Origin of the sequence: Agrobacterium sp. RC10-4-1, from assembly GCF_014138475.1 — a bacterium.
Taxonomy (GTDB): Bacteria; Pseudomonadota; Alphaproteobacteria; order Rhizobiales; family Rhizobiaceae; genus Agrobacterium; species Agrobacterium pusense.
In genome coordinates this window covers 151,186-163,714 of the sequence record NZ_JACJIT010000006.1, presented here as the reverse complement: position 1 = coordinate 163,714, position 12,529 = coordinate 151,186, and the positions used below count along the sequence as shown (strand labels likewise).

General features: G+C 60.8%; 10 protein-coding genes. All 10 read right to left on the bottom strand.

What is annotated here, in order from left to right; all coding sequences use genetic code 11:
* Positions 1–297: 297 nt before the first annotated feature.
* The 10 genes from FHW77_RS17815 to FHW77_RS17770 all read right to left on the bottom strand — a co-directional run bounded on the left by FHW77_RS17815 (position 298) and on the right by FHW77_RS17770 (position 12,478).
* The gene (locus tag FHW77_RS17815; RefSeq protein WP_044459805.1) at positions 298–1,740 is read right to left on the bottom strand and encodes a M20 family metallopeptidase; all 1,443 of its coding nucleotides are present in this window, start codon (positions 1,738–1,740) and stop codon (positions 298–300) included.
* A 127-nt stretch (positions 1,741–1,867) separates the two neighbouring features.
* Positions 1,868–3,412, bottom strand: coding sequence for an ABC transporter substrate-binding protein (locus FHW77_RS17810; RefSeq protein WP_035208529.1), 1,545 nt, complete (start codon positions 3,410–3,412; stop codon positions 1,868–1,870).
* Between the two features lie 29 nt (positions 3,413–3,441).
* On the bottom strand, positions 3,442–4,284 hold the full coding sequence (locus tag FHW77_RS17805) for a serine hydrolase (RefSeq protein WP_044459804.1): 843 nt from the start codon (positions 4,282–4,284) through the stop codon (positions 3,442–3,444).
* Between the two features lie 13 nt (positions 4,285–4,297).
* Positions 4,298–5,932, bottom strand: a complete 1,635-nt coding sequence (locus FHW77_RS17800; RefSeq protein WP_044459803.1) for an ABC transporter ATP-binding protein — start codon at positions 5,930–5,932, stop codon at positions 4,298–4,300.
* A complete protein-coding gene (locus FHW77_RS17795) occupies positions 5,929–6,747 on the bottom strand; it encodes an ABC transporter permease (protein WP_044459802.1) in 819 nt (272 codons plus the stop codon). The genes FHW77_RS17800 and FHW77_RS17795 overlap by 4 nt, the downstream gene beginning before the upstream one ends.
* Positions 6,744–7,688 carry an ABC transporter permease gene (locus tag FHW77_RS17790; RefSeq protein ID WP_044459801.1) on the bottom strand — a complete coding sequence of 315 codons (945 nt, stop codon included), beginning with the start codon at positions 7,686–7,688 and terminating at the stop codon, positions 6,744–6,746. The genes FHW77_RS17795 and FHW77_RS17790 overlap by 4 nt, the downstream gene beginning before the upstream one ends.
* Positions 7,689–7,866: 178 nt before the next feature.
* The gene (locus FHW77_RS17785; protein WP_004438405.1) at positions 7,867–8,772 is read right to left on the bottom strand and encodes a LysR family transcriptional regulator; all 906 of its coding nucleotides are present in this window, start codon (positions 8,770–8,772) and stop codon (positions 7,867–7,869) included.
* Between the two features lie 105 nt (positions 8,773–8,877).
* A complete protein-coding gene (locus FHW77_RS17780) occupies positions 8,878–9,822 on the bottom strand; it encodes an isoaspartyl peptidase/L-asparaginase family protein (protein ID WP_182590612.1) in 945 nt (314 codons plus the stop codon).
* 44 nt (positions 9,823–9,866) lie between these two features.
* Positions 9,867–11,405, bottom strand: a complete 1,539-nt coding sequence (locus FHW77_RS17775; RefSeq protein ID WP_044459799.1) for a hydantoinase/oxoprolinase N-terminal domain-containing protein — start codon at positions 11,403–11,405, stop codon at positions 9,867–9,869.
* Positions 11,402–12,478 carry an S-methyl thiohydantoin desulfurase family protein gene (locus FHW77_RS17770; RefSeq protein ID WP_006698622.1) on the bottom strand — a complete coding sequence of 359 codons (1,077 nt, stop codon included), beginning with the start codon at positions 12,476–12,478 and terminating at the stop codon, positions 11,402–11,404. The genes FHW77_RS17775 and FHW77_RS17770 overlap by 4 nt, the downstream gene beginning before the upstream one ends.
* Between the last annotated feature and the right edge of the window lie 51 nt (positions 12,479–12,529).

Here is a 12,529-nt window from a genome sequence, read left to right as displayed (position 1 = left end):
ATTGCGGGGGACGTGCCTCCGGATCGCATAGCCGTGGAAGATGCAGAGGCTCGCTCGGCCTCGTTCCCAACCGGGAGGCCGGGTCCATAAGCCGTTGAAATTATGCTTTACGGCTCGAAATGGGGATAACTCGGCCGGGATGGAAGATTTATTCCAAACCGGCATCCACCGGCTCTCCTTGGAGAAGGCCGGCGGCGCATCAGCTTTTCTTCCGCTCGAAACAGTCAGGGGATCTTCCGTGCCGCCTGTGGAAATATGGCGGCACGGGGACGGCGGCAAAAGGAGGTGCGTAGCGCCTTACCGGTGGGAACCCGGCATGACATCGGCGGGAATCGGGCAGACGTATTTGCTGCCTTCCGTCTTTTCCTGCCATTCCTTCCTGGCGCTGGCGAGCAATTCCGGCGATGTCATCAGTGAAAGACCTGTCGCTGCAAGCGTTTTGGCGGCATGCACCATGGCCTTGTGGGCGGCAGGAGTTTTGCCTTGTGCCACCACCTGCCAGGTATGCGGATTGGTCCCGATCGCCCAGGCGGGTGTCCAGCATTGTGCCGTCGGTGTCACCCAGCTGACGTCACCGACATCGGTGGAGCCGGCCCGAAAATGCGAATGCCCCTCGAAATCCCGCAGGCCGAGATGCAGGGGCGTCGAGCCGTCGATCTTACGGTTGGAAAAGACATCACCCTTTATCTGGTAGAGCCGGATGCTGCTTTTGATCGCCTCGTCAGTAAAAGTATTCTGGATACGTTTGGCAAAAGCGATATCCGCTTCATCGAAAGCGACAGGGCCAAGCGCCACCATGTTTTCATGCATCGCTGTTTCCAGCGCGATGTTGGGCAGGAGATTGGTGGAGGCGGTATCAAAGACGATCTCCACCTCGGTCTCGGTCATCAGTGCCGCACCGCGCGCCACCTTGTCGACCCGCGCGGCGAGATCAAGCGCCTGACGCATTTCCGGGGCGCGGATCAGATAAAGGACTTCCGCCTTGGCCTGCACCACATTGGCCGCCTTGCCGCCAGTGTCAGTGATTGCATAATGTACCCGGCAATCCTGCGGCATGTGTTCGCGCAGGAAATTGACGCCGACATTCATGAGTTCGACGGCATCGAGCGCCGAGCGGCCGAGATGGGCTGCATTGGAAGCGTGGGCCGCAACACCCTTGAAACGGTAAAAATATTCCAGCACGGCCAGATTATTGGTCGAGCGTACCCCGTTGAACGGTGCCGGGTGCCAGGTCAGCGCAGCATCGACATCGTCAAACAGGCCGGCACGCACCATGAAGGTCTTACCGGAACCGCCCTCCTCGCCGGGGCAGCCGTAATAACGGACGGTGCCGGGCATATTATTGGCCTTCAGATGCCGGGCGAGCGCAATAGCGGCCATCAATGAGCCGACGCCGAGCAGGTTATGGCCACAGCCATGGCCGGTGGCGCCCTCCTCTCGCGGCTGCACCTTCGCCACATCGGCCACCTGGCTCATGCCGGCCAGCGCATCGAATTCACCGAGGAAGGCGATAACGGGCTTGCCCCTGCCAAATTCGCCGATGAAGGCGGTTTCCATGCCCGCCACACCGCGCCGAACCGTAAAGCCATTTTCCTCAAGCGCGGCGGCCAGAATGCCGGCAGATTGCCGTTCTTCAAATTTGAGTTCGGCAAAATCCCAGATGCTGTCGCTCAAAGTGGTGAAATCAGGCTTCATCGCCTCGATTTCGGCGGCAATCGACATCACGGCATCACGGTTCATGGCTTTTCCTCGCATTTCCGCCCTTTTCGGGCACGCGCAGGCGCTTCGGCAGAGGCACCGCCAAATTACCGCGCTTAATAATGGAAAGCCCGCGCCGGGGTCAGCCGCCGGCGCGGGCAAGGGTGGGTCAGTTGTCGACCGAGACCTCCCAGAGGCGAGCGTTCGACTGCCAGACAGGCTGGCCCTTCAGCTTCTTCGTCGCGCCCCAGACATCGACCATGTCATAGAGGAAGATACCCGGCATTTCCTTCAGCATCAGCTCATGGAACTCATCGAAAATCTTCTGGCGTTTCGTCTGGTCGGCCTCAACATAGGCGGCCTTCATCAGCTCGATCGCCTTCGGATCATCCCACATCAGGGAAGCGTTCTTGTCCTTGTTGCCGACATAAAAGGCATACATCAGCGCCGGGTCGAGGCGCGGAGCGACCGACTGCGAGATCACCTGATAATTGCCGGAGCGGCGGCGATCCACCTGGGTGGCATAGTCCAGCACCTCGATCTGCACGTTGAGGCCCGCCTGCTGCATCATCGCCTGCGCCATGACTGCGGCCGGGAAGCTCGGCACGTTGCCACGCTTGTTGGCGATGATCGAGATTGGTTCGCCCTTGTAACCGGCCGCCTCAAGCTCCTTCTTGGCGGCATCGATGTCATAGGCCGGACGCTTCTTCTGGGTCTCACCATAATAGACAGAATCCTGCGAAACCATCGAACCGTTGGCCTCGCCCGTGCCGTTGGATGCGGCGGCAACCAGTTCATCAAGATCGAGTGCCATCGCCATGGCGCGACGCACGCCGGGATTGCTCAGCACCTTGTCACGGGTCTGGATGTAGAACAGGTTCTTGCCGTTGTTGCGGGAAACGATGAGCTGCATCTTTTCGTTGGTCTTGAACTCCGGAATGAGATCGGGAGAAATCTCGGCCGTATCGAGCACGCCGGATTCAAGACCCGCCTTCACGGTCGAGGCATCGGGGATGACCATGAACTTGACGCCATCGGCCAGCGGCCGCTTGGAGCCGACCATGCCGTCAGGCTTGCCGTCATTTGCCGGCGAAACGTAGTCGGCAAACTTGGCGAGGCGGATATACTCGCCCTTCTTCCACTCGTCCCACTGAAACGGCCCGGTGCCGATCGGCTTGACGAAGCTGCCATCGGAGGCAACCGATTCCGGTGAGATCATGCCCGTATAACCGCATTCCGGCCGTGACATGAGGCCCAGGAAAACGCCGGATGGTTTTTCCAGGGTGATCTCGACAGTGGAAGCGTCCGTGGCCTTGACGCCAGTGACGTGTGCTGCGCCGCCCTCGACGAAATCGTTGAGGCAGGCCCATTTGGTTTCCGGCTTCAGGTAACGCGTCCAGTTCCAGACGACATCCTCCGCGGTGAGCGGCTTGCCGTTGTGGAATTTCACGTCCTTGCGCAGCTTGAACGTATAGGTCAGGCCATCAGGGGCGACCTCGACGCTTTCTGCGAGAAGCGGCTTCACCTCACCGGCATTGTTATAGCCGACGAGACCCTCGACGATATGCAGGATGACCCCATCCGTATTGCCATCGCGGTTCACCCCCGGGTTGTTGCTGCGCAGATCCGAGCTCTGCGCAATGGTGATGTCGCGTGCTGCGGTTATGTTGGCCGTTACGAGCAGGGCAACGCCTGCGAGAAGAAGTTTTTTCACTGTTCTACCCTCTTTGTTGTCGTTGATTGTTATTGATGAAAGCCATCCCAGCACGCCTGCGCCAGTCGGCCGATCGTTTCGAGCGCGATGGTGTATCCCGGCGTGCCGTCAGGCATGGTTTGCGGCACCTCATCGGTATAGGCGGTGATGATGAAGGACGGCGCGCCGTTTCTGTAGACGATGCCCGCATCCATGCGACCACGTTTGCCGCGACCGCTCTTGCTCGCCACCACGGCCTCGAACGGCAGGCGGGAGCGAATTCCATAACGCAAAATCTGGTTCTTCAGCGTCTGCATCGCCCATTCGCACAATTGCGGACTGCATCCGAGCTTCGCCTGCGCTTGCCGCGAGGACTGGGCATCGAGAATGGTCTGCAACAGCAACACCTGGTCCGCCGCCGACGTTGTGGTGACGGTTTTAAGCGGATGGTCCGCCGCCAGTGCCAATGGCGGAATGAGAAAACGATGATGGGTGTTGGACATGCCGAGCGATTTGCAATAGCCGTCCACCTCTTCCAGCGTCAGCCTCTCCAGCACCATCTTGGTGCAAACATTATCGCTCAGCACCATCATGCCGGCGACGGCATCGCGTAGCGAAATCACGATACCCGGCGTCATATAGCGGAACATGCCGCTCGCCACCTCTTCCGCCAGCCGTTTTTCATAGGTGACGGGCTGGTCGAGATCGATCCGCCCTTCGCTGGCGGCCTTGAGCACTGCCATCATGATCGACGTCTTGCGGGTGCTGCCCGATGGCGTCTCCTCGTTTTCTCCCCGGCCGATCTCTTCACCGGTCAGGAGATTGCGCACCATGAAGCGCGTCACGAAAGGCTGTGCATCACAGATCGCATTTAATTGGGCAGCCACAGTCATTGTCATCTTCCTGTTAAACTTCATCTTCCAGGCGCCATTTCAGTGTCACGCCGCCCTTTTCATTCTGGTCGAGGGCGGGAATGGCCGAGAGCAGCCGGCGCGTATAGGCCTCTCTAGGACTGTCGAAAATCGTGTCGCGGTCACCCTCTTCGATGATGCGCCCGTCCTGCATGACGACGACACGGTCGGCCACCTGCTCCACCACACCGAGATCGTGGCTGATGAACAGGCAGGAAAAGCCGTAACGTTTCTGCAAATCGGAAAAGAGATCGAGCACCTGCGCCCGCACCGTCACGTCGAGTGCCGAGACCGGTTCGTCGGCGATCAGGAACCGCGGACGGCGGGCAATGGCGCGGGCAATCGCCACGCGCTGGCGCTGGCCGCCGGAAAGCTCGTGCGGATAACGGGCGGCGTAGTCAGCGCCGAGCCCCACTTCCTCCAGTGTTTCCAGCGCCCGCTTGCGCTTGGCGGCCTGATCGAGGTCAGGCACGAGGCGCAATGCCTCCTCCACCAGCGCCTGAATGGTCATGCGCGGATCAAGCGAGGAATAGGGATCCTGAAACACCATCTGGCAATTCAGGCGATAATCCTTCCAGTCCTCGTTGCGCTCGCGGCCCTGAAAGCGGATATACCCTTCGCTTTCCTTGACGAGACCGGCGATGGTGCGGCCGAGCGTCGTCTTGCCGGAACCGGAGCCGCCAACCAGCGCCACGACCTCACCCTCATGAATATCGATGCTGACGCCATGCAGCGCGCGCTTTGGCTTGGCTTTCTTCAGCAGGGATTTGCGGCCGGCATAATCGACAACGATATCGCGGGCCGAGACCATCGGCGCCTTGGAGGTGTCGATACGGCGCGGCTCGCCACGGAACGGCAGAGAGGAAAGCAGCTTCTTGGTATATGGGTGCTGCGGCGCGTCCAGCAGGTCCTCGGTACGGCCCTGCTCGACAATCGTGCCTTTTTCCATGACCACGATGCGGCTGGTATAACGCGCCACCATTGGCAGATCATGGCTGATGAGCAAAACGGCGGTGCCTTCCGCACGTGTCAGCTCCACCATCAGTTCCATGACATCGCGCTGGATGACAGCGTCAAGTGCCGTCGTCGGCTCGTCGGCAATCAGCAAAGCGGGTTTCAACAGCATGACCGAGGCCAGCATGATGCGCTGGCGCATACCGCCGGAAAACTCATGCGGATAGGCCGTCAACGCGCCTTCGGGGTCGCGGATGCCGACCCGGCTCAGCATGTCGAGAATTCTCGCGCGGCGCTCTTCTCCCGACAATTTCGTGTGAAGGATCAGCCCCTCTTCCAGCTGCCGGCCTATCGTCATTGATGGATTGAGGGAGGTCATCGGCTCCTGAAACACCACACCGATCTCTGCGCCGCGCAAACTTCGAAGCGCCTTCACCGGCAGGGACATCACATCCTGCCCCTTGTAGACGATCGACCCGCCGGTGACAGCGATGGCCGGTGGCAGAAGCGAGATGAGCGCGCGGGTGGCGAGCGTCTTGCCCGAACCGCTTTCACCGACGATGCCGAAGATTTCGCCCGCGGCTATATCGAAGGAAACATCCTTGACCACCCGATGGCCGGTTCTGGCGACTTCGAGCGAAAGGCCCCGGACGGTGAGAAGTGTATTATCAGTCATTTGAGACCTCTCATGCGCGGGTCAAGCCTGTCGCGGAGGGCATCGCCCAAAAGATTGATGCCGAGCAGCGTCAGCGCGATGCAGAGACCGGGGAAAAGACCCAGCCACACGGCCTGCTGGATGAAGGGTCGGCCGGCGGCCAGCATGTTGCCCCAGGTGGGGGCCGGCGGCGGCACACCAAGGCCAAGGAAGGAGAGCGCGCTTTCCGACAGAATGGCCCAGCCAAACATGGAAGTGGCAAGAACCGTGATCGGCGCGATGCAATTGGGCAGGATGTGGCGGAACATGGTGTAGATTTCACCATTGCCCATCACCAGCGACGCCTCGATGAATTCACGCTCACGCAGAGAAAGCACGGCACCGCGCACCACGCGGGCCATGGATGGCGTATAAGCGATACCTAGAGCGAAGATGATGCCATACTGGTTTGCGCCGAACACCGCGAGCAGGCCCAGCGCCAGCAGAATGCCGGGAAAGGCGAGAAGCGCATTGTTGATGGCCATGATGACGCCATCCACCCAGCCCCGCGCATAACCGCTGACAAGGCCGATCAGCGTGCCGCAGATCGTCGCGAAGCTGACCGTCAGGAAGCCGATCCAGACGCTGGCACGTGCGCCGACCATCAGGCGGCTCAAAACATCGCGCCCGAATTCATCGGTGCCGAGAAGATGCCTGGCGCTTGGACTGGCCAGACGCGAGGCGAAACCGAGCTTCATTGGATCATAAGGTGTCCAGAACAGGCCGGTTGCGGCGGTAATGAGCAGGAGGGCGATGAGAAAGCCGCCGATAAGCCCGTTGAGTGTGAACTTTTTCATTCGGCAACCACGCGCGGATCGAAGAGGGGATAGAGGAGGTCGACGAACAGGTTGACCAGAACATAGGAGAGCGAGACGAACAGCAGGCAGCCCTGTATGACCGGATAGTCGCGGGCAAAAATACTGTCGACCATCAACCGTCCGAGGCCCGGAATGGTGAACACCGTTTCGATAACGGCGATGCCGCCGAGAAGATTGCCAAGGATGAGGCCGATCATTGTCCAGGTCGGACCGAAGGCATTCTTGAAGGCGTGCCCCCAGAGAACGGCGCTTTCCGAAAGGCCCTTGGCGCGGGCGTGGGTGATGTAATCCAGCCGCAGAACCTCCAGCGTCGAGGCGCGCGCCATGCGGATCAGAACACCCATTTCGTGGATTACCAGCGTCATGACGGGCAGGACGAGATAAAGCATGCCGCCGACGAGATTGTCGCTGATCGACACATATCCGAGCACCGGCAGCCAGCCGAGTTTCAGGCCGAAAAACAGAAGGAGCAGAAGCCCAAGCCAGAACGTGGGAATGGACAGAAGCAGCGTCGCCGTTCCGACCAGCGCGAGATCAGTCAGGCTGTTCTGTTTCCAGGCGGCGATCACGCCTGCCGGAACCGCAATCAGGCTGGCGAGAAGCACCGCAACCACGACGATCTCGGCGCTGACGAGAAAGCGCGAGACGACCAGCGGCAGCACCGGCTCGTCATTGACGATGGAGCGACCGAAATCGCCCTGCACCACATTGCCGGCCCAGATGACGAACTGTTGCGGCATGGACTTGTCGAGGCCGAGCTCGGTCCTCATGGCTTCGATCTGTTCCGGTTGCGCCATGTCGCCCAGCATCAGGGCGGCCGGATCGCCGGGAATGAAGCGGATGAGCGCAAACACCGTGATCGACACGAATGCGATCGTCGGCAGCGCCATCAAAAGACGGCTCAGTATGAATCTTATCATCGGTTCCCCACGATTGATGGCAGGTAATGACAGCCCGCCTCTATCGGTTTCATTGCTGGCGACTATGACGGATTGAGAAATATCGCGCAATATTATGCATAAACGTCATACCTCTATGCAGAATGACGGCGCGGTCATCCCGATGAGGACAAGGACATCTTCCGCCCAAAATCCCGCTTCAGACGATCTTTTGCGAGAGCTGGATTTCCCGCTTCAAGGCATCGCTTAGCGCCTGCGCAGCGATGGAGAGCGGTGCCCCGGAGGCGCGGGCAAGACCGAACTCCTGCGTCGCCTGCGGGACGAACGGCCGCGCGACAACGGGCAGGTGCCGATAGAGGTTGGCATAAAAACTGCTGATGATCGTTACCCCCAACCCGTGCGCCACATAGGCGCAGGCGGAACTGTTGGTGTGAGTCTCGATCTTCACCATCGGTTTGACGCCAGCCTTTTTGAACACCTGATCGAGCGCCATGCGATTTGGCCGCTGGCGGCCGATCAGGATGAGCGGAATGTTGCGCAGGTCCTTCACGGTAATTTCGTCAAGCGCCGCCAGCGGATGATCCTCCCGGACCACGCACACACTCTTGCCGGTCGCGACACGCTCGACGTCGATGCCCGGCCCGATCTCACCTTCCATCCGCAGGAAACCGAGATCAATCACCCGCTCGCCGACAAGCTTGTTGATGGCGGTCGTCGTCTCGAAAAAAGTCTCGATGCGAACGCCGGGAAAATCCCGGACATAGTCGATCAGCATGGCGGGCGCGAAATTTTCCCACATACTGCTCGGCAGCCCGATGCGCACGATTTCCGGACCAGCCGCACCATTCCGCAAATCTTCCGCATGACCGGACATGCGGTCGACCGCAAGCAGCACGTTTTCCGCATCCCGCGCAAGCAGTACCGCCTCCGGTGTCGGAATGAGCCGCCCTTTGTCGCGGGCAAACAGCGTCAGAGACAGGTCGGCCTCAAGCTGCGCCAGAAGCCGGCTGATGCCGGATTGGCTAAGCCCCATTGCCTTGGCCGTGGCGATGGTCGAGCCGGTGGAAAGAAGCGTGCGAAGAACTTCGAGCTGCTTGATGTTCATGAGGCCAGCACCATGGATGAAGAGACAAGCCGGTTTCGGTTCTGACGTTTTGCCGCCGATAACGCTTCATGTCACCGGTTTTTTTATCCCGCACGCGGCAATTGCCTAAAGTTCCACCGAATACACGGTGTCATGGGTGGCCACGCAAGCATCACCCGTGGGGGTAACCCAGCCGCGGAACATGCCGGGGGTATTGTAGGGCGCTGCAATCCCGCCTTCGGCATCGATAGCCACAAGACCCGCGCCAATATCGTAGGGCGCCAGATCCTTATGGACGAGATTGCCAGCAGCCGTCTCCAGATCCTGCCCGAGATAGGCGACGCGGGATGCGATCTCGTGACCAACGACGTAGCGGATAAAAAATTCGCCCTTGCCGGTGCCGGAAACCGCGCAGGCCCCATCCCGTGCATAGGTGCCTGCCCCGATCACCGGGCTGTCACCCACCCGGCCATCGGGCTTGTTGGTGTAGCCACCTGTCGAAGTGGCCGCGGCAAGATGGCCCGCCGCATCGAGCGCCACCGCACCCACGGTTCCGTGTTTCTCGTTTTCCGTCGCTTCCGTGCCAGCGGCGGCATGGCGCTTCATCGCCGCCAGTGCTTCACGGCGCTTTTGGGTCGTGAAATAGGATTGCGGCTCGGTCGCGAGCCCCTTTTGCTCTGCAAAGCGGTCGACCGCCTCCCCCGTCAGATAGACGGCACGGTCATCCGCGATCAGTGCGCGGGCGGCTTTCACCGGATTGCGAATGGCGCGGGACGCGCTGATCGCGCCCGCTGCCAATGTGGCACCATCCATGATCGAGGCATCGAGTTCGTGGATGCCGTTCTCGTTCAGTGCGGCACCATGCCCTGCGTTAAAATGCGGGCTGTCCTCCATGACAACGACCGCCGCCTCGACCGCCTCAAGCGCGGTTCCGCCAGCCTTCAATACGCCATAACCGGCACGCAGCGCCGCTGCCAGATCATCGCGCGCAGCGGTCCACTCCTCTGAAGTCATGCTGTCTTCCGGCATAACACCGCAACCACCGTGAATGGCCAGTGCGATCTTTGTCATGTTCTCTCCCCTCGTCGCCCCGCCCACCGCAGGGCCTCTTACCATCAATGAAAGGCGATATCGCCGATGACCCGCACGCGAACCCGCCGCGCGCCGCCAGGCAGATAGGCAATCGGGATATCTTCCACCTCAAGCGTCTTCAGGCTCGCTCGCTCCGCTCCAGAAGCAATCGCCGCGTTCTGCGCCTCGGTCTCTGCTTTCGCAAGGGCCTCCTCGCGGCTCAGGCCGGAAAAGACCTGGTCAACCTCGCCGGAAACCTGCGCCATCGCCGCGCCCAGCGCATTGGCAACGCCGGCATTTTCCACACGCAGCACTTCCGACGCACCCGGAACCGTCTCGGGAATCAAAAACGCCCCGCCGCCGACGGCAACGAGCGGCACATCTTCCGCCGAGGTCTTCATCTGGTCGAAACTGTCGGCCACCATGTCACGGATGCGTTGGAGTGTGGCCTGCACGAAAGCCGGATCGAGGCCTTTGACACGGTCGCGGTCACCCATCTCGATCAGCCCCGCGGCAACGGCAATATCCGAGGTCGTGAGCGTATCGCCGCCGAAAACACGGGCCTGCGTCAGGATGCGATAACCGACCGAGCGTGGACCGATCTTGCCCGTCTCAGGATCAACGATCGTGCCGCCGCCGAGCGCAATCGGCAGAAGATCGGGCATGCGGAAGAGCGTGCGCACCCCGCCAATATGGACGATATTGTTCGCTTCCCGCGGAAAACCGCCGACAAGGCAGCCAATATCGGAAGTCGTGCCGCCGACATCCACCACCATGGCATCGGTTAGCCCGGTGAGGAAGGCAGCACCCCGCATTGAGTTCGTCGGGCCGGAAGCGAAGCTGTGCACCGGGTTGGCAGCGGCGACATCCGCGAGCGCCACCGTGCCGTCATTCTGGGTCAGATAGAATGGCGCCTTCACACCTGCTTCGCGCAACGCATCCGAAAATGCCTGAACGGTTGTCCTGCCAAGGGTTTGCAGTGCCGCGTTCAGCAGGGCGACGTTTTCCCGCTCCAGAAGCCCGATGCGGCCAAGCGTATGGGAAAGCGTGATGCGTGCATCGGGAATGACCGAACGGACGATTTCCGCCGCCCGCACTTCGCATTCCGTTGTCAACGGCGAGAAGGTTGCCGAAATGGCGATGGAAGTGATGCCCGCATCGCGGATTTTCATCGCCGCCTCCCGAATTTCATCGGGAATCATCGGCACCAGCGGGCTGCCATCATATTCATGGCCACCATGGACCATGAAAATCAACGGATCGACAGCATCGTACAAATCTTTTGGCCAGTCGCACATGGGCGGCAGCGAAGAACCGGTCGGCAGAGCGATGCGGATGGCTGCAACCCGTTCCAGCCGGGCGCGCTCCACCACTGCATTGGTGAAATGGGTGGTGCCGATCATCACCGCGTCGATCGGTCGATCCGTCGCGCCGACATGGCCGGACACATGGGCGAGCGCTGCTTTTACGCCCGACAGGACATCCTGCGTGGTCGGAACCTTGATGGAGGCGACAATGGTGTCTCCATCGATCAAAACGGCATCCGTATTGGTGCCGCCAACGTCAATACCGATGCGTTTCATGGGAATACCGATCTGAAGTCAATGTCATAACCGAAGGCGCGCGGGCCGACGGCGGCGATGCCGGCAGGCGTCGTCAAAAGCTCGGGTGCCGGCAGGGCGACAACCGTCACGCGCTGGCCGTAACGCACCGATTCCGTACCGATGGCGCCGCCGGAAACCGTATCGAGAAGGCAAAGAAGGTCCGGCGTCATGGCGACTGGCTGGCCATCGCGGAAGGCAACGGCCCACTCATTCTGGAATGCGAGCTCCATGCGCGAACCACGGTCGGCATCGATGCCTTCAATGGTCGTGCTGCCACGCAGGAAACCACCCGTGGTCTCGCGGGCCACGTCCACCACCTTGCCGCGAAACAGCTGCTTGCCGCCCTCGTGGTCGAGAACCGCCTGAACGGGATCGTCATGGCGCGCACGGGCCTCCATCACGGCGCGCCCGAGTTCGGTCGCCTTGGTGACGGTATAATGAATGCCCCACTCCTTCACTTCCTTGCCGGTGCGCGGCGCCTTGCAGGTGGCGGCGGTGGAGCCGACTTCGGTGCAGACCTTACGCGAGATACGCTCCATCCATTTCCACGAGGCAGCCCGCGTTACGATCACCTCATTGTCGCGCACATCGACCAGCGACAGCGGAAACATCGGCAGGTTGCCGATGGCGAAGGATGTCATCTGCGCTTCCGGATAGGCACGTCCCATGGCGTCGGCATTGACGACCGGCCGGTCGAGGACGGCGGCAGCGAGGAAAGACGAGAGCGCGTTGGAGCCGCCGATCTCCACACTCATGATCGCCCGGAACGGCTTGCCGAGATAATCCTCCATGACCTCGACAGCGCGGGCAAGATGCACGGGGTCTCCCAGCCGTTCCTGACCGACAAGCGGGGCACCCATCTTGGACACGACGGCGACCATGTCGTCATCGGCAAGCGCCATGGGATCCATGACCTTGACCCGTCGCCCCTCGGCATAGAGACGCCGCAGATTGAGCGTCGAGATATAGGGATTGCCGCCGCCACCCGTTCCCAGGATCCAGGCGCCGGTGGCCAGAGGTTCGATATCGTCTTCGGAAAATTCCTGGATCATGCGTCATCCTCGGGCATGCCGCAGCCTTTCCGGCCGCAGGCGATGCTCCTT